The following is a 22,284-nucleotide window of genomic DNA, read 5'->3' as shown; positions in this document are numbered from 1 at the left end:
GTCATCGCGCCTCGATCTGGACCGCCTCACCGGGCATCGCCGCGTCGCCGGCCGCAATCACCAGGTACCGCCTTGCTTCAGCGGCAGACTGGTCGACGATCTGCCGGATCGGACCGACCACATTGACGATAGCAGATCCAGCCGGATTGGTCATGAACGCCGCCAACGGCTGCAACGGACCACTCCCGTCGGCATGCTCCGCCAAGGCAAGCACATATTTCTGCTTGGGCTGAAGTCCCGTCACCGAAGCCTGCAAGACCTGAATCAAACCCTGATCGAACAGCGACACGCTGGTCGGCGCCATGCCGTCCTTTGCACGGTCCTTCGACGCAAGCGTGAGGTGAGCGACCTGCCCGGCGACGCCGAGGGCCTCCAAATTCTGGCGGTCATCAGGGTTAGGCGCAGCATTTGGAACATACGCGATCGCCTGCGGTGCCTGGCCGATCGGAACGTTCCCGACCACTTTATTGGTCGCCGTGTCGATGGCCGCGAGCGCGTCGGCGTTCTCCAGCCCCACATAAATGCGTGTGCCGTCTCCGGACGGCCAGACGCCGTGCGGCAGATTGCCGACCGGGATCGTCGCGACCTGCGAGAAATCGTCGGTACGGAACACCTTTACTTCGTTCAAGCCGCCAATGGTGACATAGGCGAACGTGCCCTTGGCGGTGTGCGCGAAGTTGACGTGGTTGGTGATCGGCCCGGTATCGATCGTCTTGATCACGTTGAACGGAGGCCTTGCGTTGAACACCTGTGTCCGGCCGACGTCCTTCAGTGTGAACCACACCTGGTTTCCATCCGGCGTCGCCGCGATGTTCGGGCAGAATGGGCTCTCCTGCTTCACCGTGGCGATGATCTTGTGCTCGGCCACCGCGACGACGTCGGTCTCGGGATTGAACGACGAGCAGATGTAGCCGTATTTGCCGTCGGGTGAGAAGATCTGCATGCCCGGCCCGTTCGGGGTCGTGATCCGGGTCTTCTCCTTGAAGCTGATCGGATCGATGACGGAGATGTAGTTCTCGCCGCGAACGGTGACCCACACTTCCTTGCCGTCCGGCGTGAAGAACGCCTCGTGCGGCGATCGTCCGACATAAGTGATATGCTTGACCGCATTGGTCGCGGTGTCGATGAAGCTCACCGAATTCGAGCCGATCGACACCACGGCGAGCGTCTTGTGATCGGGCGAGAAGCCCATACCATGAACGAGCACCTGGCCCTTGTAAAGCGGGCTGAAATTGCCGGGTTGCGGGTCGCCCAGCCGGATCACACCAAGCAGCTTGTTGTCGGCGGGATCGGTGACCGAGACCGTGTTCGAGAACTGCTCTGCTGCGTAAACACGGTCGTGGTGGCTCACCGGAATATCGGGGGCGGACAGCGCGCCCGGCGCCTGCCCCGCCCACGCAACCGAACCCGTCGCAAGCATCGTGGCCGCCAGGAAAATCGTCTTCATCATAGTGCTTCGTGACGTGGTCATCTGCGACTCCTACTTCTTCATTCCCGTGGACATATCCATCTGCATGCCCGGATGATGATGAACGGTTGTGTTGGGAGCTGAGGGCGGTTGGGTCGGGGCGGGCGCGGTGTCTGTCGCCGGTTCGCCGATCGCGAGCTTCATGGCCGCGATCTCCTGCATCTGGTCGACGATGATTTCCTGGGCGATGCGCCGCAACTGCTCGTTCTTGCCGTAACGCAACTCGATCACCGCCATGTCGATCGCGCCCTGATGATGCGGGTTCATCATCGCGACGAAGTCGCGATCGATGTCGCCGGTCGGCTTGGCCGCCATGTCGTTCATCATCTTGGTCATCGCCGCCTCGTTTTCTTCCAGGAACGCACGCTCCTCCGTGCTCACCGGGGCCGGCGCGGCGGCCGGATGGGATTCATGCGCGAACACGAGCGGCGGGAGTGCGAACGCAACCAGAATGCGCGCGGCAAGGAACGCCGTGCCGAGGCCGGGCCTGGGCCATCGGCATCGGCTTGCGAGCACCGCTACGGCGCGGCGAAACTGTGAGGGGGGCATCCTGAACTCCCATGCAGGTGGTTGCACGGGGGTATGACGCATGGCCGCACGTTCTATTCCGGGCGGTCAATCACATAAACGTCAGCAGGCAAAACGAGGCGGTCTATCCCCGCCCGTCCACGGTCGGCCGCCAGACCAGCAGCCTGCGCTCGACGAGCGTCACCCCGAAGTCGATCAGGATGACGAAGGCCGACAACACGAACATGCCGGCGAACACGCCGGCGACGTCGAAGATGCCTTCGGCCTGCTGGATCAGATAGCCGAGCCCCGCCGCCGATCCCAGATATTCGCCGACGACCGCGCCGACCACGGCGAAGCCGACCGAGGTGTGCAGCGAGGAGAACATCCACGACAGCGCCGACGGCCAATAGACGTGCTGCATCAGCTGCCGCTCGCTCATGCCGAGCATGCGGCCATTGTCGAGCACGGTGCGGCTGACCTCCTTGACGCCCTGATAGACGTTGAAGAACACGATGAAGAACACCAGTGTCACGCCAAGCGCGACCTTGGACCAGATGCCGAGCCCCAGCCACAGCGCGAAGATCGGCGCAAGCACGACACGGGGCAGCGCGTTGACCATTTTGACGTAAGGATCAAACACTGCCGCCACCAGCGGCTGCCGCGCGAACCAGAACCCGACCAGGACGCCGCCGAGCGATCCGATCACGAAGGCCAGCAGCGACTCCACGAGGGTGATCCAGAGATGCTTCCATATCACGCCGGATGAGAACCACTTCACGATCTGGCTGAACACGTCGACCGGATTGGAGAAGAAGAACGGCGGCAACAGGATTTTTCCGAACACCGGCACGGTCGACAGCACCTGCCACAGCACGATGCAGACAACGGCGACCAGCACTTGGAGTGAGAGTAGCGTCAGGCGCGACATCAGATCGCCTCCGCCGCTTGCGTGGATTGCACGTAGCCCTTCATCACCTCGTCCTTGAGCACGCTCCAGATCTCGCGGTGGAGCGCATGGAACTCCTTGTCCAGCCGGACCTCGAAAATGTCGCGCGGGCGCGGCAAGCTCACGCGCCAGTCGCCGATGATGCGCGAGGACGGCCCCGCCGACATGATCACGACGCGGTCGGCGAGCGCGATCGCCTCTTCGAGGTCGTGCGTGACGAACAGCACGGCCTTGCGGTCGGCATTCCAGAGGTCGAGCAGCAGATTGCCCATGACCTGGCGGGTCTGCGCATCGAGCGGCCCGAACGGCTCGTCCATCAGGAGAATCTTTGGGTCACGGATCAGCACCTGCGCCAGCGCCACGCGCTTGCGCTGGCCGCCGGAGAGCATGTGCGGATAGCGGTTGGCGAAAGCCCCGAGGCCGACGGAAGTCAGCCATTTTTGCGCGCGTTGCAGCGCCTCGGCGCGGGGCGTGCCCGCGATCTCGAGCCCGATCGCGACATTGTCGAGCGCGGTCTTCCAGGGGAACAGCGCATCGGCCTGGAACAGGTAGCCGGCGTCCCGGTTCAGCCCCGTGAGCGGCCGGTCGAATATCTTGATGCTGCCGGCGGCGGGCTTGAGCAGGCCGGCGGCGACGTTGAGCAGCGTCGATTTCCCGCAGCCGGTTGGCCCGACGATGGCGACGAACTCGCCCTGCGCGACCGCCAGATGCGCCTTCTCCACCGCCGTATAGACCCGGTCGTCCCCGAGCCGGAACGCGACCTTGGCATCTTCCAGCGCCACTGCCGTGGGCGTTATCATATGTTCCCTCCGAACCTCGGTCCGATGCCTTAGCCGCTCGCGCGGCCAAGTTCAATCAATCGGCCAAGCGTGCTACGCATGGGGTCCGTCGCCTCCTTCACCCTCCCCTGGAGGAGGAGGGTCGGTGCGCATGAAGCGAAGCGGAATGCGGACCGGGGTGGGGTGACGGTCCCTCCACGCCGAACACCGCCCCTGTTGAGAGATCACCCCACCCCGCCCGCGCTTCGCGCGAGCGACCCTCCCCCTCCAGGGGAGGATAAGGAAGAGTGAGCCGCGTCGAATGCCTTCCAAACCTGCCATCAGCTATTCCCACGTCAGCAAGAACTTCGGCTCACTCAAGGCCGTCGACGATGTGTCGCTCGATATCGCCGAGGGCGAATTTCTGGCCATCGTCGGCGGCTCCGGCTCCGGCAAGACCACGCTGCTGCGGCTCGCCAACCGGCTGATCGAGGCCGATGGCGGCACCATCACGGTCGAGGGCGAGGATGTGCAGACCGTCGATCCGGTCGCGCTGCGGCGCCGGATCGGTTACGTCTTCCAGAGCGGCGGGCTGTTCCCGCATCTGAGCGTCGCCGACAATATCGGGATCACGCCGAAACTACTGGGCGTGCCGGCGACGGATGTCACCGCGCGCGTCGACGAGTTGCTCGAGCTCGTGCAGCTCGACCGAACCGCGCATCGCGACCGGCTGCCGGAGGCGCTCTCGGGCGGCCAGCGCCAGCGCGTCGGGGTGGCGCGAGCGCTCGCGGCACGGCCTCGCATCGTGCTGATGGACGAGCCGTTCGGCGCGCTCGATCCCCTCACCCGCGATGCGCTCGGCGAGGATTTTCGCGAACTGCATCGCAAGCTCGGCCTGACCACGGTCATGATCACCCATGACATGACGGAGGCGATCCTGCTCGCCGACCGCATCGCGGTGATGCGCAGCGGACAGCTGCTGGCGCAAGGCACGCCCGCGGAACTCTCCACGAGCAGCGACAGCTATGTGCTGGAGCTGTTGCGCACGCCACGGCGCCAGGTCGAGCGGCTGAACACGCTGCTGCCGCAGAGCGGTGCGGCATGAGCTTCCCCAATGATCCGCGCTGGGGCGAGGCGCTGGCGCATCTGCCCGACTATCTCGGCAACCATGTGCGGGTCAGCCTCGCCGCGCTCGCGCTTGGCCTCGCCGTCAGCCTGCCGCTGGCGATCCTGACCCGCAACCGCCCGGCGCCGCGGGCCGTCCTGCTCGCGCTTGCCAGCATTGTGCAGACGGTACCGGGCCTCGCGCTGCTCGCGCTGTTCTATCCGCTGCTGCTCGCCGCCGCCTCGGTCACGCTCGCCTGGTTCGGCGTGTCCTTCTCCGCGTTCGGTTTCCTGCCGGCGATGCTGGCGCTCGCGCTCTATTCGATGCTGCCGGTGCTGCGCAACGGCATTACCGGCCTCAACGGCATCGATCCCGCGCTGATCGAGGCCGCGAAGGGCGTCGGCATGACGCCGCGTCAGTCGCTGACGATGATCGAGCTGCCGCTGGCACTCCCCGTGATGATGGCGGGCATCCGCACCGCCGCGGTGTGGGTGATCGGCACCGCGACGCTGTCGACGCCGATCGGCCAGACCAGCCTCGGCAACTACATCTTCGCCGGCCTTCAGACCCAGAACTGGGTGTTCGTGCTGTTCGGCTGCTTTGCCTCGGCCCTGCTCGCGCTCGCCGTCGATCAGCTGCTCGGCCTGATCGAGAGCGGCTTGCGCCACCGCAGCCGCCTGCGCACCGCGCTCGGAGGCATCGGGATCGCGGCGCTGGTCGCAGCAACGCTGGTACCGACGATGGGACGCTCGTCGCAGAGCTATGTCGTAGGCGCCAAGACATTCGCCGAGCAATATGTGCTGTCGGCCCTGCTGAGGGACCGCCTCCAGGCCACCGGCCTCTCCGCGACCGCCCGGTCGGGTCTCGGCTCCAGCGTCATCTTCGAGGCGCTGAAGGCGGGCGACATCGATCTCTATGTCGACTATTCCGGTACGCTCTGGGCCAACCAGCTGCATCGAACCGACATCAAGCCGCGTGCCGAGCTGCTCGCCGATCTGAAGACCGCGCTCGCCAAGGACAACATCACCCTGCTCGGCGATCTCGGCTTCGAGAACGCCTACGCGCTGGTGATGCCGAAGAAGCGCGCCGAGGCGCTTGGCATCCGCAGCATCGCCGATCTCGCCGCGCATGCATCGACGCTGTCGATTGCCGGCGACTACGAATTCTTCTCGCGCCCGGAATGGGCGGCGCTGCAAAAAGCCTACGGCCTTCAGTTCCGCGCCCAGCGCCAGATGCAGCCGGACTTCATGTATGCCGCGGTCGCCAGCGGCGAGGTCGACGTCATCGCCGGCTACACCAGTGACGGCCTGATCGCGAAATACGACCTCACAGCGCTCGACGATCCCAAACACGCGATTCCGCCCTATGACGCGATCCTGCTGCTGGCGCCGAAGCGCGCCGGGGACGGGACACTGCAGTCGGCCCTCAAGCCGCTGCTCGGCAAGATCGACATCGCCACGATGCGCGAGGCAAACCTGCGCGCCAGCGGTAATGACGCGAATTCATCGCCCGATGCGGTGGCGAAGTGGCTGTGGGCGAAGGTGGGCCGGCGCTAGGGTTCCTTCCCTGCGCCGCGGCCCTGCTACGCCTTCTCGGTCGCCCCTCCGGCATCGACCCAGTCCTTGAAGCCGCCGACGTTGTAGACCTGGCCGTAGCCCATGTCCTGCAGCAGCTTGCCGGCGAGGGCGGAGCGACCGCCGGAGGCGCAATAGAGGATCACGGTCTTGTCCTTGGCGAGGGACTTGTCGTGATAGGGCGAGTCCGGGTCGGCCCGAAACTCCAGCATGCCGCGGGAGATATTCAGCGCGCCCGGGATCTTGCCGCTCTTCTCGATCTCAGGCGCATCGCGCACGTCGAGCACGAGCGCGCCCTTCCCGATCATCTCCTTCGCCTGAGCCGGCGTGATCTTCGGCACGGCCGCGTTGGCGGCCTCGAGCATCTGTTTCACGGAAATTGCCAATGACTCCTCCTTTGGATTCGCGGTTGATCGAACGCCCCATTAGTCGGCATCGTGCTTCATCGCGTCCCTCGTTCGGAGGAGGACGCCGGGCCAAAATATCGCCGGATGCGGTGGCGAATGAATGGCCGCGATGGCTACAGCCCGCGGATCATGCCCGCATTGATCAGCAGCCGGTTGAGCCGCCGCGCTTCGGCGCCGTCCTTGCAGCCGTAGAAGATGCCCTTGCAGCGGAGCATGATCTGCTTCTGCTCGGCGAAGGACGGATCGAGCGGAATGCCGGCGGCTTCCTGAATCACCAGCGGGAGATAGGGGCCGTCGACCGTTTCCATCACGGCCTCGCTCTTCACCGGCTCGAAATTGACGGCGTCGATCGCGTAATAGGTCGCGTAGAGACGCGGATCGTAAGCATCGAGCTTCTTGCCGAGAGCGCCCTCGTCGAGCCCGGGCTCGAGGAGGTTCGGTGCAAACTCCGGCTGATGATCGCCGTAGCGCACGATCAGGAAGGGCTCGCCGGGAAAATTCTTCTTCAGGCCCGCGACAAACGCTCTGTACTGCTCGGCGCTCAACGCCTGCCGGCGCAGATATTCGTCGATGGACGCCGCATTACCCGGAGCGCGCCAGTTCGGCAGCAGATCGGGGCGGAAGCGCGTCTCCCAGGGGAAATGATTGGCGCCGAGATAGATGAAGGTGAACAGCGGCTTGTTCGGCGGCTGCTGGCCCATCAGCTGGAGCGCCTTGTCGTAGAAAAAAGAGTCCGGCTCGACGTCCTTGGCGCCGAGATCCTTGGAGTCGAGGAAGCGCTCCACGCCGGTCGTCATCTGGAAGCTGCGCGCGCCCATGAAGCCGCCATAGGCGGGATAGAGCGACATCGTGTCATAGCCGCAGCGGCGCAGCGCCAGCGGCAGGCCGCGCTCGACGCGGCCCGTCGCGATGCGCGTCACAAAATAGGCGAAGCGGCCGAACGAGCGCGAGGAGAGGCCGGCGAGCACGTTGTATTCGGTGAACCAGCTCGGCCCGCCATTGCTCTCGGCCAGGAACGTGCGCTGCTTGCCGTCCCAGGATTTGAAATGACTGCCGTAGCCCTGCGGCACCTTGATGCCCTGCGCGGCGCGAATGTCGAAGCTCGATTCATCATGGACCATGATGATGTTCGGCCGGCGCCCCGCGGGGTGGCAGGCATCCACCAGTGGCATGTTGAGCCGTTCGTTGGTCGAGGCCGCCGACTCCATGAAGCCGTATTGCGCGAAGTCGGAAACCGCGCTGACGCCGGAGCGGAAGAATTTCGAGAGATAGCCGTCGTCGTAATAGCCGCGCCAGGCCTCGTCCGGATGATAGAGCGAATAGCCGACCAGTGCGGCGACACAGGTGAGCATGGAGGCAAGTGCCGGCAGCCGACGGATGCGGAACGGATCGAGCCACCACAGCGCATACATCAGCGGCAGCGTGACGAGGCCGGCCAGGATCATCGACCAGCGCAGGTTCGGGAAAATCGTGAACAGGAAGGCGACGGTGTCGCGGTCGATCATCATCAGGTCGATGAAGTTGACCGTCATCTGCACGACGTCGTGCTTGAGCCGCGACAGCAGCACCAGCACCACGACCATGGTCAGCGAGAGCGCGCCCGACAGCGCCGGCCGGCGCAGCAGCGTGATCCAGAAGAAGTTGAGGATGCCCCAGGCGAGCGCGAAGGAGAGACGCGAACCGAAATCGGTCTCGGTCTCGTACATCAGCGCGAGTGCTGCCAGATGCGGCGCCGCGACCGCGAGCAGCCGCCAGATACCGAGCGCGGCGACGCTGGCCAGCACGGCGGTCGTGGCAGAAGGACCTGGATTCGGCGCGGACGCCATCGACGACACGCAACTTCTGGTCCGGCGCGGGGATGCCAGCCTCTGGCCCGCCAGCGGCGTCCGGCGCAGCCGGACGCCTGCACCATGTCACAAAACTGTAATTGAACGGTCACGGACAAGCAACGCAGGCCGCGCTCCGACCTTCGCTTAATGTTAGTAGGCGGCGAACAGCCGCACGGCAGGCGACGCTAGCGTTTGGCAATCCCTGCGATGAACAGATCGATCACCCCCTCTGCCATCCGCTCGATGTCGCCCTCCTCCACCCTCCAGCGCGGAAAGTGGCCGTCGAGGTTCATCCGGGCAAACCCGTAGACCAAAGCACGGCCGGCGATCTGGATGCGCTTGAGGTCGGCCGACCGCAGCAGGCCCTGCTCCGCAGCCTGAGCCAGCATCCGCTCGGTCAGCGCGACCAGCTCGGCATTGTCCCGCGTCAGTTCCGCCGAGCTGCCATGGGCGAAGTAGCGCCCCGTGGAGATGATCTCGAAATGTGCGGGGTTGCGCATCGCCCAGCGCAGATAGGCGAGCCCGAAGGCGCGGAAGCGGCCGAGCGGGTCGGCGGCCGGCACCTGGTCCAGCGCTACCTCGATCTCGGTACGAAAGCGCCGCTGCGCCTCCTCGGCCACCGCCGCCATCAGCGCGTCGCGGCTGGGGAAGTGCCGGAACGGCGCCCCCGGCGAAACCGCGGCCCGGCGTGCGGCCTCGCGCACCGAGACGTCGGCACCCTCTGCCGCCAGTTGCAGCGCAGCATCGATCAACACGCGGCGGAGGTCGCCGTGATGATAGGGCCGGGCCTCGGGGGTCTGGCGGCGCGTACGCGGCTTGGACGTCTGACCGAAGGGCATGAGACTTCCTAGCATCACTCGAACGTGAATGTAAGCAGCGATTACACCATTGTGGTGATGCCGCCCATAAATGAAATCGTCGATTACATAACGGAGGAAGTCATCGTGAGGGAACGTCAAGACTGGTTCGAGGGCTGGCGACTGCTCGCCATCCTCTCCCTGAGCCTGATCGCGCTCAGCCTGTGGATCACGTCGATGCGGCAGTTCGAGGTCGAGGGCGTGCGGATGGTGATCCGTTTCACGGCACGAAGCTCGTTGCTGCTGTTCTGCCTTGCCTTCAGTGCCGCGGCGCTGGCACGGCTGAGGCCTAACGCCTGGACCCGCTGGCAGCGCCGCAACCGGCGCTATCTCGGCCTGAGCTTTGCGACCTCCCACGCCGTCCATGCGGTTGCGATCGTCGCGTTCGCCAAGATGGATCCTGCCAACTTCGCGGAGGCCACCTCGGCCGCCTCCTACATCTTCGGCGGCATCGGCTACGCCTTCATCATTGCCCTGAGCGCGACCTCGTTCGAGCGCACCGCCGCGCTGCTCGGGCCGCGAGCCTGGCGCGTGCTGCACCTCACGGGCGGCTACTATCTCTGGTTCCAGTTCATGGTGTCGTTCGGCAAGCGCGTGCCGGCGATGCCGCTCTATGCCGCGTTCCTCATCCCACTGCTCGCCGTGATGGCGCTGCGATTGATCGCGATCCCCGCCCATCCCCGCCGGCGGGCAGCCGAAGCGGGCTGAGCGGCGGGCTCAGCCCTGCGGCAGCAGCCCAAGGCGCTTGGCGATGATGCGATCGACCACACGCTTGGGCAAGGTGGCCGTCATCAGGTGCCGCATCCGGTCCGGCGTGATCTGATAGCGAACCTTGGGCCGCACAGCCGCGAGCGCCTCGAAGACGACCTCGGCGATCCGCTCGGCCGGCAGCCCGGTCTCGCCGAGCTTCATCATGAACGCCATGACCTTGTTGAGCGCCGGCAGATAGGGCGAGTTCTGGTAGACCGAGAGATCGATCTGCTCGGCCTTGCTCCAGATCGGCGTCTTCACCGCACCGGGCGCGACGATGATGACGTCGATGCCGAACAGCATCAGCTCGCGGCGCAGGCTCTCCGACAGACCTTCGATGGCGTGCTTGGAGGTGCAGTAAGGCGCCGACAGTGGATTGCCGTTCTTGCCGGCGACGGAGCTGATCATCACGATCCGCCCCTTCGGTCCTTTCAGTGACGGGTCCGCACCGAGCAGTGGCCCGAAGGCTTGCGTCGCGATGACAGGGCCGATGACGTTGATATCCATCTGGCGGCGGAAATCGTCGGCCGACAATTCGAGCACGGGACCGGCAACCGCGATCCCGGCGTTGTTGACGAGACCAGCCAGCGTCTCGTCGCCCTGCGCCTCGCGGACCTGGCGGGCGGCGGCCAGTACGGCGGCCTCATCGGTGACGTCGAACAGGAGCGGGATGAAATTGGCGCCGAACTCGCCCTTGAGCCGGTCGGCGTCGGCCTGCTTGCGGACGCTTCCGAAGACGCGGTAGCCGCGCCCGATCAGAAATTTCGCAATGGCCCAGCCGATGCCGGTGGACGCGCCGGTGACGACGACAGATCGCATAGACCCCTCCCCCCTCAAGTTCCCGCGATCATGGAGAGAAGGATGTGTTAACGCAATGCCGCCCAACGTTCAAAGGGACGTCGCGGGTGTCGATTCTTAAGATGAAGCGGCGCGCGAACTTCGCGACATGAGATTGATTGCGCCCTGAAGATGCAGATGAAGATCCGAATCCTCGATCTTGAAGACGCTGGGCTTTTGGCGATCGCGAGTTTCTGGAAAAGTTCTGAAACGACGCGAGCCCAAGAATGTGGTTTAAGCGTCAGTTCTTCGTGCTCAGAGGGCACGTCAGCTCGCGAAGAATTTGAATGAAGCAGCAATGCTTCGCGCGAGATGAAAGGAGCGAGACCGCCGTTCGCGATCTCGCTCCGATGTAGTCGAGAAGCTTTAAGATTTGGTTTGGCGAGCGAAGCTTGTGCTTCGCGCGTCATTCCGGGGCACGACGAAGTCGCGAACCCGGAATGACGGCGCAGCCGTCAGTTCTTGCTCTTGTCGACCAGCGCGCCCTTCTTGATCCAGGGCATCATGTCGCGCAGCTTCGCGCCGACTTCCTCGATCGGATGCGCGGCGAGCTTGGCACGGGTCGCCTTGAACGAGGTCTGGTTGACCTTGTTCTCGAGCATCCAGTCGCGGGCGAACTTGCCGCCCTGGATGTCGGCGAGAACGCGCTTCATCTCAGCCTTGGTCTCGGCGGTGACGATGCGCGGGCCGGTGACGTATTCGCCGTACTCGGCCGTGTTGGAGATCGAGTAGTTCATGTTGGCGATGCCGCCTTCATAGATCAGGTCGACGATCAGCTTCACCTCGTGCAGGCACTCGAAATAGGCCATCTCCGGGGCGTAGCCGGCTTCGACCAGGGTCTCGTAGCCGCCCTTGATCAGCTCGACCAGGCCGCCGCAGAGCACGACCTGCTCGCCGAACAGGTCGGTCTCGCACTCTTCCTTGAAGGTGGTCTCGATGATGCCGGCGCGGCCGCCGCCGACAGCCGAAGCGTAGGACAGGCCGAGGTCATGGGCATTGCCCGAGACGTCCTTGGCGATCGCGATCAGGCAGGGCACGCCGCCGCCGCGCTGATATTCCGAGCGCACGGTGTGGCCGGGGCCCTTCGGTGCGATCATGAGCACGTCGAGGTCGGCGCGCGGGTCGAGCAAGTTGAAGTGGACGTTGAGGCCGTGCGCGAACACGAGGGCGGCGCCCTTCTTCATGTTGTCGTGCAGGTGCTCGCGGTAGATGTCGCCCTGGAGCTCGTCCGGGGTCAGCATCATGACGAGGTCGGCCCATTTGGCGGCCTCAGCGACTTCCATCACCTTGAAACCGGCGGCTTCCGCCTTCTTGACCGAGCCCGAGTCCTTGCGCAGCGCAATGGCGACTTCCTTGACGCCGGAGTCCTTGAGGTTGAGCGCATGGGCGTGGCCCTGGCTGCCATAGCCGACGATGGCGACCTTCTTGCCCTTGATCAGGTTCAGGTCGGCGTCGCGATCGTAATAAACACGCATAGTCGTTTCCTCGTTCAGGGCCAGAAGCGGCCGATAGTCAGTGTCCGAAGGGTGAAATTTGCGGATTTCGGGGGCTGTCTAGAGCATTTTCAGCCCGTAGGGAAACCCGTTTCTGCATGGAAATCCGCGACATCATGCATCCATGAAAACGGGGTAGAGAGAGGCGAGCAGCAGGAGCGCCATCACGATATTGAAGGCGCGGACGAGCCGCTCCGAGGTCAGTACCGGTCGTAGTGCAGTGCCGAACAGGGCCCAGACCACCGTCGAGACTGTGCCGACGAGCAGGCTGATCAGGGTCTGGATCGCGATGTTCAGGGGGAATTGGGCGATCGCCGTATAGGCGGTGATGGTGCCGATCACGATCACCCAGCCCTTGGCGTTGATCCACTGGAACATCGCCGCGCCCCAGAAGGTCATCGGGCCACGGCCGTCCTCCTCGCCCGGCTTGGCCGGCCCCGAGAAGGCGATCACCGCGGCGAGGTAAATCAAGTAGGCGGCGCCGGCATATTTCAGGATGGTCTGGAGGATCGGATAGGCCAGAAACACCGTGCCGAGCCCTAGGCCGACGGCGCCGACCATGAAGGCGAAGCCGATCGTGATGCCGGCGATATGCGGGATGGTGCGGCGGAAGCCGTAAGTCAGTCCCGACGACAGCAGCATGATGTTGTTCGGCCCCGGCGTGAAGAACATCACGAGGGCGAAGATGATGAAGGCATAGAGCAGCGACTGGGACATGCTCACCTCACACGGTCTTCGGCAGCGGCTGCGGGCGTCTCGCCAGCACCATCACCGCGATGCCGCCGATGACCGTCAGCATCCCGGCCAGCCGCAACGGGCCGAACTTCTCGCCAAACACGATGCTGGAAGCGGCCGAGCCGACGAACGGCACCAGCAGCGCGAACGGCACCACTTGAGCGGCTGGATAATCACGTAGCAGCCGGCCCCACAGCCAATAGGCGATGCTGGTCGAGATGGCGCCGATCGCCAGCAGGCAGCCGAGGCCAGTCGGCGACATATGGATCAGCGACTGGAAGGTCGGCGCCGGCCCGTTGACGACCAGCGCCAGCGCGAACAGCGGCACGGCGGCGGTGAGGCAGAGCCAGGCGAACAGGTCGAACATCGGCGCGCCACGGGCGCCGCGCAGCAGGAGATTGCCGACGGCAAAACAAATCGGGGCGATCATAAGCACCGCGAAGGCACCAACGCTGAAATCGTAACCGACGGTACCGCAGATCAAGAGCAGACCGACTGCGGCGACGACGATGCCAAGCGTCTGCACCGGCGTCGGCCGCTCGCCGAATGCGATCGCGGCAAAGCCGATGGTGAACAGCGCCTGGCTCTGCACGACGACGCTGGTGAGCCCCACCGGCACACCGTGCGCGATGCCATAGGCCTGGCTCAGGAACTGGCCGAGGAACAGCGTGAAGCTGATGGCGATCAGCAGCGACCAGGCGATCTTCGGCTTGGGAATGAACAGGCACGGCACCGCGGCAATGGTGAAGCGCATCGCCGTCATCAGCTCCGGCGAAAATTCGTCGAGTGCGATCCGGCTCGCCACGAAGGCAAGCCCCCAGATGACCGCCACCAGAATGGCGATGAGGATATCGGCCGGCTTCATTGTTGTTCTCGGTTCTGCTTGGTCGTGCAGCCCTGTTTGTTGTTCTGTTCTAGCCTTGCTCGCCGGCTTTCGCTTTCCGCAGTAGATAAGTGCCGTGCATGGGCGCGTGGTAGTCGACCGAGACCAGCGTGAAGCCGACATCGGTCAGCATCCGTTCCATCACCCAGCCGAAGGTGGAATATTCGTCGCGCATGTGCGTGACGACGCTTTCGCGCGAAAAATCGTGGTTCTTGATATGGAAGTCGGCCCATTGCTCGACGTCGCGCTCGATGGCGTCGGGCATCGAGGCGTAGACGATGTCGCGCAAATAGAAGCTCGCGCCCGGCTTCAGTGCACGGTAGATCCGCGACATCGCCACCGCCTTCCAGAAATCCGGCAGATGGTGCAGCGTGAACTCGCTGACGATCAGATCATAGGATTCCGGGCGGTAGGCGAAGCTGAGCAAGCCGGCCGACTGCGTGCGCACCGGCGCCTTGCGGTCGCGGGCGTAGATCTCGGCGAGCGCCAGCATCGCCGGCGAGATGTCGATGGCGTCCACCTCGGCACCCAGCAGCGCCGCTTCGGTGGCGAGCACGCCGTTGCCGCAGCCGATATCCGCGATGCGCCAGCCGCGCTGCACTCCGAGCATTTTCAGCGCGGCGCGCGCCCGCAGATCGGCATCGTCATGGGCGTCGTAGATCGAAGCCACTGCGGGCTCGATCCCCATCCGGTTGCGCTCGTTATAGTACCAGTCGCGCGCCAGCATAATTCACATCCCTTCAGGCCCGCGGCCGATCGCGGCAACGCCGGTACGCGACACCTCGACAAGGCCGAGCGGGCGCATCAGGTCGATAAACTGGTTGATCTTGTCCGTATTGCCCGTGATCTCGAACACAAAGCTCTCGGTGGTGGCGTCGATCACGCGGGCACGGAACGCATCCGCCAGCCGGAGCGCCTCGACGCGATGCTCGCCTTGCCCGCGCACCTTCACCATCGCAAGCTCGCGCTCGATCGAGCGCTTGGTCAGGGTCATGTCGACGACGCGATAGACCGGGATCATACGGTCGAGCTGGTGCTTGATCTGCTCGATCACCATCGGCGTGCCCGTGGTGACGATGGTGATGCGCGACAGATGCTTCTGGCTCTCGGTCTCCGAGACGGTGAGACTCTCGATGTTGTAGCCGCGCCCGGAGAACAGCCCGATGACGCGCGCGAGCACGCCCGGCTCGTTCTGCACGAGCACCGAGAGCGTATGCGTCTCGTTGGGATCGTGGCGGTCCTCGATGAAGTAGGCGGATGCGGGTTGGTTCATTGTCGTCCCCTCTATTCTTTCTTGTCATGCCCCGCGAAGGCGGGGCATCCAGTAATCGCCAGCGTCGAGATTTCCATATCTGCCGCGGCGTACTGGATCGTCCGGACAAGCCGGACGATGACAGCGGTGTATTTGGCGATCGCTCGCGTCATCACGCGACCACCCATTGCTTGAACAGATCGAAATCGATGTTGCCGCCGGACAGCACGAGACCGACGCGCTTGCCTGACAGCTTGGTCTTGTCCTGAAGCGCCGCGGCGAGCGCGGCGGCGCCGGCGCCTTCAGCGAGATTGTGCGTGTCGGTCCAGTAGGCGCGGATCGCGGCGGCGACCTCGTCGTCGGAAACCTGCACGATGCGCGCGGCACCCTTGCGGATCAGCGCGAACGCGTCTGCATCGGGAATGCGCGTCGCCATGCCGTCGGCCAGCGTGTTGCTGGTCTTCGTCGTCACGACCTTGCCGGCCGCGAACGACAGCGCGTAGGACGGCGCTTCGGTCGACTGCACGCCGACGATCTCGGTCTTCAGACCAAGCAGGTCGCGCGCCATGATGCAGCCGGAGATTCCAGAACCCTGCCCGATCGGCACATAGAGAACATCGAGATCCGGCGCCGCCCGGAACAGTTCGAGCGCATAGGTGGCGACGCCGAGCACGAGATCCGGATGAAACGACGGCACCATGTGCAGGCCGGTAAATTGGGCGCGCCGCTGCGCCTCTTCGGCAGCCGCCTGAAAGTCCTCGCCATGCTCGACCAGCTCGGCGCCAAACGCCTTCATCGCCCGGTTCTTCTCGACCGAATTGCCGCGGGGCACGTAGATCACCGCCGGCACGCCGTGGCGGCTCGCGGCAAAGGCCAGGCTCTGGCCGTGATTGCCGCGCGTCGCCGAGATGATGCCGGGAATGTTCGGCCGCTCGCGCTTCAGCCGTTCCAGATAGACGAGACCGCCGCGCACCTTGAAGGCGCCGATCGGCGTATGGTTCTCGTGCTTGACGATGACCTGCGTCCCAAGGCGCTCAGCGAGCAGCGGCCAGCCGCGTGCCGGCGTCGCCGGCACCGCCAGCCCCACGATCGCATGTGCGCGCTTGAGCTCCGTCAGGTCGAACATGGCCTCACACCAGCGCCTTGCCGCCGGCGAAAGCCTTTGCCGTCGCCTCGTCGTTCGCCTGCTCCGGCAACAGCATCTCGTTGTGCGCCTTGCCGGAGGGGATCATCGGGAAGCAGTTTTCGAGCGCCGCGACGCGGCAGTCGAACAGCACTGGGCGCTTGACCGAGATCATCTCCTGGATGGCGCCGTCGAGATCACCTGGCTTGTGCACCTGGATGCCGACGCCGCCATAGGCTTCCGCGAGCTTGACGAAATCCGGCAGCGCCTCCGAGTAGGAATGCGACAACCGGTTGCCGTGGAGCAGCTGCTGCCATTGCCGCACCATGCCCATGTACTGGTTGTTCAGGATGAAGATCTTGATCGGCAGCTCGTACTGCACCGCCGTCGACATCTCCTGCATCGTCATCTGCACCGAAGCATCGCCCGCGATGTCGATGACGAGGCTGTCCGGGTGGGCGACCTGCACGCCAACTGCGGCCGGCAGGCCGTAGCCCATGGTGCCGAGACCGCCCGACGTCATCCAGCGATGCGGCTCCTCGAAGCCGAAGAACTGCGCCGCCCACATCTGGTGCTGGCCGACTTCCGTCGTGATGTAGGTGTCCTTGCCGCGTGTCGCCTCGAACAGGCTCTGGATCGCGTGCTGCGGCAGGATCACGTCGTTGCTCTTCTTGTAATAGAGCGAGTTACGGGCGCGCCACTGCGCGATCTGCTGCCACCACGCCTTGATGTCGGGCTTCTTCGCTTCCGCCTTGAACACCTGGAGGATGTCGCCGAGGATGTTGCCGCAGTCGCCGATGATCGGCACGTCGACACGGATGTTCTTGTTGATCGAGGACGGATCGATGTCGATGTGGATCTTCTTCGAGCCCGGCGAGAACGCATCGACGCGACCGGTGATGCGATCGTCGAAGCGCGCGCCGACGCACAGCATGACGTCGCAATCATGCATGGTCATGTTGGCCTCGTAGGTGCCGTGCATGCCGAGCATGCCGAGCCAGTTCTTGCCCGACGCCGGGTACGCCCCCAGGCCCATCAGGGTGGAGGTGATCGGGAAACCGGTGACCTCGACCAGCTCGCGCAGGAGCTTGGTCGCCTCGGGACCGGAATTGATCACGCCGCCTCCGCTGTAGATCACCGGGCGCTTGGCGTTGGCGAGCAACGACACGGCCTTGCGGATCTGCGTCGCATCGCCCTTCACGCGCGGCGCGTAGGAGCGGTGCACGTCCGACTTGCGCGGCGGATGATAGGTGCCGGTCGCGAACTGCACGTCCTTGGGCACATCGACGAGCACCGGGCCGGGACGGCCGGAGGTCGCGACATAGAAGGCCTCGTGCAGCACCTTGGCGAGATCGTTGACGTCGCGCACCAGCCAGTTGTGCTTGGTGCAGGGCCGCGTGATGCCGACCGTGTCGCACTCCTGGAACGCGTCGTTGCCGATCAGATGCGTCGGCACCTGGCCAGAGATGCAGACCAGCGGGATCGAGTCCATCAGCGCGTCGGTCAGCGGCGTCACCATGTTGGTGGCGCCGGGTCCGGAGGTCACCAGCGCAACGCCCGGCTTGCCGGTCGAGCGCGCATAGCCCTCGGCGGCGTGGCCCGCGCCCTGTTCGTGGCGGACCAGGATGTGCTGGACCTCGCTCTGCTGGAAGATCTCGTCATAGATCGGAAGCACGGCGCCGCCGGGATAGCCGAAAATGTCGGTCACGCCATGATCGATGAGCGCCCGGACGATCATCGCGGCGCCGGTCATCTGGTTCGGATCGTGGCTCTTGTCGCTCATTGTCTTGCTCCGGATGCGCTGTTGTCAGCGGCTTCGTTCGTGTCGGGTTCGGGAAATAAAAAAGGCCCCGAAGAGGGACCCTGCACACCGCCTGTCATGTGGATGGCAGCTAGCCACCCCCGGCGGTGTGCCTGGGTACGACGGCGATAAGGAGTTTGGTAATAATGTTACGCATGGCAGGTGCCCGGCTTCCCAAAGGTTGCGCGAAACATAACGGTCAAAGCCCGGATGTCAAGGCAATGCGACCGTTCCCGCGCGATTTTGGCAGTGTAGCGGTGTTCCCGGGGTTCGGCGAGAGGTAAATTCGGGAACCCGGGTACAAAAGCACGTCAATCGGGGTCCCGAGCCGCATTCACGATGGCGGCGAGCCACCCCCTCGCTTCCTCCGGCTTGACCCATTCGAACTCGGGCAATTGGTGCCGGAACCAGGTGAACTGCCGCTTGGCGTAGTGGCGGGTGTCGGCGCGGCCGATCATGGCCGCCTCCTCCAGGCCGAGCTCACCGTGCAGATGACGGATCAGGGCCGGCACACCATGGGCTTTCATCGCCGGCAGCAGCGGATCGAGATGTCTGGCGGCGAGCCGCTCAACCTCTCTCAACGCGCCGGCGCCGAGCATGGCATCGAAACGGGCATCGATGCGGGCATAGAGCTCGTCGCGCGCGGGGGCGAGAAACACCGCGTGAAAACTGTCCTTGGGCAGCAGCGGCGGCTGGCCTTCGTGGTGCCAGTCGAGCAGCGAACGGCCCGTCGCTTCGACCACTTCGAGCGCGCGCGCGATCCGGGTGCGGTCGCGCAGGTTCAATCGTTCGGCAGCGCGCGGATCGCGGCGTGCAAGTTCCTCATGCAGCGCCTCGACGCCGTTCCGCTCCAGCCGCGCGCGCACGTCCTCACGTACTTCGGCGGGAATCGACGGGACAACGGAGAGGCCCGCCGTCAGCGCCTTGAAATAAAGCCCTGTGCCGCCGATGAAGATCGGCAGGCGGCCTTGGGCATTCGCCTCTTCCAGCGCCCTCGCCGCGTCAGCCACCCAGGCGCCGGCCGAGAAATTCACGGCCGCATCGACGTGGCCGTAGAGGCGGTGCGGCGCCCGTCCCTCCTCGCCATGTGTGGGGCGCGCGGTGATGATGCGGAGGTCACGATAGACCTGCATGGAATCGGCGTTGATGACGATTCCGCCCGTACTCAGGGCAAGCTCGAGCGCCAGCGCCGACTTGCCGCTGGCGGTCGGGCCTGCGATAAGCACGGCCTTGCCAACATGCCTTCTGCTGACTTGTCCCTCGTTCACGAAAACCTCAAATGTCCCTCGTCGCCACGCTGATCTGCAATCCCGACAATCCCGCGCTCGACAGCACCATCGTCGACGGTGCCCGCGCCGTGCTGCCCCAGGCAGCGCCGGCGCACTGGCTGTTCGACGGGGTTGCGGTCGACATCCCCTTCGGCGCGCAGGATAACCTCGAAGGCGACCGTCACGCCATCGAACAGCGGTTGCGCGAGCTTCGCGGCGACCTGCCCATCGACATCGTGGTGCAGCCAGTCGGCTTCCGGCGCAAGAAGCTTTTTCTCGCCGACATGGATTCCACCATGATCGGCCAGGAATGCATCGACGAGCTCGCCGATCTCGTCGGGATGAAGGCCCACGTGGCCGCCATCACCGAACGCGCGATGCGCGGCGAGATCGAGTTCGAGCCGGCGCTGCGCGAGCGCGTGGCGCTTCTGAAGGACCTACCTGCCAGCGTGGTCGACGAGGTGCTGGCCAAGCGCATCACGTTGACCCCGGGCGGCCGCAAACTGGTCGCGACCATGCGCGCCCACGGCGCCTATACCTGTCTCGTCTCCGGCGGCTTCACGCTGTTCACGAGCGCGGTCGCCGCCAAGATCGGCTTCCAGGAGAACCGCGCCAACGAGCTCGTCGTGCGCGACGGCAAGTTCACCGGCGAGGTGAAGGAGCCGATTTTGGGCCGCGCGGCAAAGCTCGCGACGCTGGTCGATCTGATGGAGTCGTTCGATCTCGACGACATCGACTCCGTCGTGGTCGGTGATGGCGCCAACGATCTCGCGATGATCCAGGCGGCTGGACTGGGGGTGGCCTATCACGCGAAGCCCGCAGTCGCGGCTGCAGCCGCCGCGCGGATCGACCATGGCGATCTCACCGCGCTGCTCTATGCGCAGGGGTACAGGCGGGACGAGTTCGTGGAGGGGTAGCCTCCTCCCCGCAGTCATCACCCGCGTAGGCGGGTGATCCAGTATCCGAGCGGCGGCAGTGTTTGAACCGAGAAGCCGCGGCGTACTGGATGCCCCGCTTTCGCGGGGCATGACAGTGAGTGCGGGGCTAAGATCGCCCCTTACTGCACGCTCAGTGCCACAAACCGCAGCTCGCCGTCGGCGTTGGAAACGAGCAGCAGCACGGACTTCTTGCCGTCCTTCTTGAGCTGGTCGACCCGCTTCTGGATGTCGGCGCCGCTGGAGACGGCCTCCTGCGCAACCTCGACGATGACGTCGCCGGCGGAGAGGCGCTTTTCGGCAGCGTCCGAATTGGCATCGACATTGGTGACGACCACGCCCTTGACGCTGTCCTTGATCTTGTAGCGCGTGCGCAAATCCTTGCTGAGCGCCGCAAGGTCGAGACCGAGCGCCTTCTGCGTCACCGTTTTCTCGGGCGCCGGCTCGTCGGTCTTCACCGCGGCCTGCACCTTGTCGGGATCCTGGAGACGGCCGAGCGTGACCTTCTTGGTCTCCTCCTGGCCCTTGCGGATGATGACGACATCGACTTCCTTGCCGACCGCCGTGTCGGCGACGACGCGGGAGAGATCCTTGGGGTCCTTGACGTCCTTGCCGTCGAACTTGACGACGACGTCGCCGGGCTCGATGCCCGCCGGCTTGGCCGGGCCCTTGTCGTCGACACCGGCGACCAGCGCGCCGCGCGCGGGCTTGATGTTGAGGCTCTCGGCGATCTCGTCGGTGACGCTCTGGATGCGCACGCCCAGCCAGCCGCGGCGCAGTTCGCCGAACTGGCGGAGCTGGTCGACCACGGCGACAACCGTCTTCGACGGCACGGCAAAGCCGATACCGATCGAGCCGCCGGAGGGGGAGATGATCAGCGTGTTGACGCCGATGACGTCGCCATCGAGGTTGAACAGCGGGCCGCCGGAATTGCCGCGGTTGATGGAGGCGTCGGTCTGGATATAGCTGTCATACGGCCCCGATGAGATGTCGCGGTTCTTGGCCGAGACGATACCCGCCGTCACTGTACCGCCGAGGCTGAAAGGATTGCCGATCGCGACCACCCAGTCGCCGAGGCGCAGCTTGTCGGAGTCGCCGAACTTTACGGCGACCAGCGGCTTCGGCGGCTTGAACTTCAGCACGGCGAGGTCGGTCTTCTTGTCGACGCCGACCAGCTCGGCCTTGATCTTGGTGCCGTCGTTGAGGATGACGTTGATCTCGTCGGCGTCTGCGATGACGTGGTTGTTGGTGACGACGACGCCCGCGGTGTCGATGATGAAGCCGGAGCCGAGCGAGTTGGTCTTGCGGGGCGGATTGTCACCGCGCTCGCCGCCCTTGCCGCCGCCGCCGGGGCCGCGGCGGTTCTTGAAGAAGTCGTCGAAGAACTCCTCGAAGGGCGAGCCGGGCGGCAATTGCGGCATGGTGTTACTGCCGCCGCCCTTGGCTTCGACGGTCTGCGAGGTCGAGATGTTGACGACCGCGTCGATCACCTTCTCGGCGACGTCGGCGATGCCGTCCGGTCCGCGTGCAAGGGCCGGCGTGCAGAACGCGCTGAATGCACTGACGGCGAGCGCGGCCAGCCCTAAGCGCAAGCGGGTCGGGGCAATGGTGGCAGCGGTCATTGGTATCTCCAGAGAAAAGGATCAGGCGCCAGGGATTCGCCTCCAAGGCTTCAGCTCCAAGACTGCGCTCGAACGTGGGGATGACGCAAGCGCGGAGCTTAACGGGCCTCAAAACCCGGATAATAAGGCGA

The 22,284-nt window shown here is 64.9% G+C and carries 22 protein-coding genes; 4 read left to right on the top strand and 18 right to left on the bottom strand.

The genetic code is table 11. The features are described from left to right. Position 1: 1 nt before the first annotated feature. The 4 genes from JQ627_RS17685 to JQ627_RS17670 all read right to left on the bottom strand — a co-directional run bounded on the left by JQ627_RS17685 (position 2) and on the right by JQ627_RS17670 (position 3,724). Complete coding sequence (locus JQ627_RS17685; RefSeq protein ID WP_212485433.1) at positions 2-1,471, bottom strand: YncE family protein; 1,470 nt, start codon at positions 1,469-1,471, stop codon at positions 2-4. Between the two features lie 9 nt (positions 1,472-1,480). Beyond that, positions 1,481-2,017: a DUF305 domain-containing protein gene (locus JQ627_RS17680; protein ID WP_212485432.1), complete on the bottom strand. Its 537-nt coding sequence runs from the start codon at positions 2,015-2,017 to the stop codon at positions 1,481-1,483. A gap of 103 nt (positions 2,018-2,120) precedes the next feature. Then, entirely contained in the window at positions 2,121-2,906 is a 786-nt protein-coding gene (locus JQ627_RS17675; RefSeq protein ID WP_212485431.1) for an ABC transporter permease, read from the bottom strand. Then, positions 2,906-3,724 carry an ABC transporter ATP-binding protein gene (locus JQ627_RS17670; RefSeq protein WP_212485430.1) on the bottom strand — a complete coding sequence of 273 codons (819 nt, stop codon included), beginning with the start codon at positions 3,722-3,724 and terminating at the stop codon, positions 2,906-2,908. Before JQ627_RS17670 ends, JQ627_RS17675 begins: the two co-directional genes overlap by 1 nt. A gap of 280 nt (positions 3,725-4,004) precedes the next feature. Between JQ627_RS17670 and JQ627_RS17665 the strand changes: the two genes are divergently transcribed. Next, entirely contained in the window at positions 4,005-4,787 is a 783-nt protein-coding gene (locus tag JQ627_RS17665; RefSeq protein WP_212485429.1) for an ABC transporter ATP-binding protein, read from the top strand. Beyond that, the gene (locus JQ627_RS17660) at positions 4,784-6,343 is read left to right on the top strand and encodes a glycine betaine ABC transporter substrate-binding protein (RefSeq protein WP_212485428.1); all 1,560 of its coding nucleotides are present in this window, start codon (positions 4,784-4,786) and stop codon (positions 6,341-6,343) included. Before JQ627_RS17665 ends, JQ627_RS17660 begins: the two co-directional genes overlap by 4 nt. A 26-nt stretch (positions 6,344-6,369) precedes the next feature. On the opposite strand, the gene JQ627_RS17655 is transcribed toward JQ627_RS17660, so the two are convergent. The 3 genes from JQ627_RS17655 to JQ627_RS17645 all read right to left on the bottom strand — a co-directional run bounded on the left by JQ627_RS17655 (position 6,370) and on the right by JQ627_RS17645 (position 9,436). After that, on the bottom strand, positions 6,370-6,747 hold the full coding sequence (locus tag JQ627_RS17655) for a rhodanese-like domain-containing protein (protein ID WP_212485427.1): 378 nt from the start codon (positions 6,745-6,747) through the stop codon (positions 6,370-6,372). Positions 6,748-6,881: 134 nt separating this feature from the next. Next, entirely contained in the window at positions 6,882-8,594 is a 1,713-nt protein-coding gene (locus JQ627_RS17650; protein ID WP_212485426.1) for a sulfatase-like hydrolase/transferase, read from the bottom strand. Between the two features lie 188 nt (positions 8,595-8,782). After that, the gene (locus JQ627_RS17645; protein WP_249143153.1) at positions 8,783-9,436 is read right to left on the bottom strand and encodes a TetR/AcrR family transcriptional regulator; all 654 of its coding nucleotides are present in this window, start codon (positions 9,434-9,436) and stop codon (positions 8,783-8,785) included. A gap of 105 nt (positions 9,437-9,541) precedes the next feature. Between JQ627_RS17645 and JQ627_RS17640 the strand changes: the two genes are divergently transcribed. Beyond that, on the top strand, positions 9,542-10,162 hold the full coding sequence (locus tag JQ627_RS17640; protein ID WP_212485425.1) for a hypothetical protein: 621 nt from the start codon (positions 9,542-9,544) through the stop codon (positions 10,160-10,162). Positions 10,163-10,171: 9 nt separating this feature from the next. Here JQ627_RS17640 and JQ627_RS17635 read toward each other — a convergent pair whose 3' ends face one another. The 10 genes from JQ627_RS17635 to miaA form a co-directional block, all read right to left on the bottom strand. Continuing rightward, positions 10,172-11,023, bottom strand: a complete 852-nt coding sequence (locus tag JQ627_RS17635) for an SDR family oxidoreductase (protein WP_212485424.1) — start codon at positions 11,021-11,023, stop codon at positions 10,172-10,174. Positions 11,024-11,496: 473 nt separating this feature from the next. Continuing rightward, positions 11,497-12,516 (bottom strand): ketol-acid reductoisomerase, encoded by a 1,020-nt coding sequence (ilvC, locus tag JQ627_RS17630; protein ID WP_014493068.1) that lies wholly within the window; start codon positions 12,514-12,516, stop codon positions 11,497-11,499. Positions 12,517-12,648: 132 nt separating this feature from the next. Next, a complete protein-coding gene (locus JQ627_RS17625; RefSeq protein WP_212485423.1) occupies positions 12,649-13,251 on the bottom strand; it encodes a LysE family translocator in 603 nt (200 codons plus the stop codon). A 7-nt stretch (positions 13,252-13,258) separates the two neighbouring features. Further along, positions 13,259-14,134, bottom strand: a complete 876-nt coding sequence (locus JQ627_RS17620) for an EamA family transporter (protein ID WP_212485422.1) — start codon at positions 14,132-14,134, stop codon at positions 13,259-13,261. Positions 14,135-14,183: 49 nt separating this feature from the next. Beyond that, entirely contained in the window at positions 14,184-14,879 is a 696-nt protein-coding gene (locus tag JQ627_RS17615; RefSeq protein ID WP_212485421.1) for a class I SAM-dependent methyltransferase, read from the bottom strand. 3 nt (positions 14,880-14,882) lie between these two features. Next, complete coding sequence (ilvN, locus tag JQ627_RS17610) at positions 14,883-15,425, bottom strand: acetolactate synthase small subunit (protein WP_014493064.1); 543 nt, start codon at positions 15,423-15,425, stop codon at positions 14,883-14,885. Positions 15,426-15,436: 11 nt separating this feature from the next. Next, a complete protein-coding gene (locus tag JQ627_RS17605; RefSeq protein WP_212485420.1) occupies positions 15,437-15,577 on the bottom strand; it encodes a hypothetical protein in 141 nt (46 codons plus the stop codon). Continuing rightward, complete coding sequence (locus JQ627_RS17600) at positions 15,577-16,530, bottom strand: threonine dehydratase (RefSeq protein ID WP_212485419.1); 954 nt, start codon at positions 16,528-16,530, stop codon at positions 15,577-15,579. Before JQ627_RS17600 ends, JQ627_RS17605 begins: the two co-directional genes overlap by 1 nt. Positions 16,531-16,534: 4 nt before the next feature. Next, complete coding sequence (locus JQ627_RS17595; RefSeq protein WP_212485418.1) at positions 16,535-18,310, bottom strand: acetolactate synthase 3 large subunit; 1,776 nt, start codon at positions 18,308-18,310, stop codon at positions 16,535-16,537. A gap of 329 nt (positions 18,311-18,639) precedes the next feature. Further along, the gene (miaA, locus tag JQ627_RS17590; RefSeq protein WP_212485417.1) at positions 18,640-19,596 is read right to left on the bottom strand and encodes a tRNA (adenosine(37)-N6)-dimethylallyltransferase MiaA; all 957 of its coding nucleotides are present in this window, start codon (positions 19,594-19,596) and stop codon (positions 18,640-18,642) included. An 11-nt stretch (positions 19,597-19,607) separates the two neighbouring features. On the opposite strand from miaA, the gene serB reads away from it, so the two are divergent. Further along, positions 19,608-20,513 carry a phosphoserine phosphatase SerB gene (gene serB, locus JQ627_RS17585; protein ID WP_212485416.1) on the top strand — a complete coding sequence of 302 codons (906 nt, stop codon included), beginning with the start codon at positions 19,608-19,610 and terminating at the stop codon, positions 20,511-20,513. A gap of 140 nt (positions 20,514-20,653) precedes the next feature. Here serB and JQ627_RS17580 read toward each other — a convergent pair whose 3' ends face one another. Next, positions 20,654-22,153, bottom strand: a complete 1,500-nt coding sequence (locus JQ627_RS17580) for a Do family serine endopeptidase (RefSeq protein ID WP_212485415.1) — start codon at positions 22,151-22,153, stop codon at positions 20,654-20,656. Between the last annotated feature and the right edge of the window lie 131 nt (positions 22,154-22,284).

Origin of the sequence: Bradyrhizobium liaoningense (assembly GCF_018130785.1) — a bacterium.
GTDB classification, from domain to species: Bacteria; Pseudomonadota; Alphaproteobacteria; order Rhizobiales; family Xanthobacteraceae; genus Bradyrhizobium; species Bradyrhizobium liaoningense_A.
The sequence above is the reverse complement of the archived record's forward strand: the minus strand, read 5'-3'. Positions and strand labels throughout refer to the sequence as shown.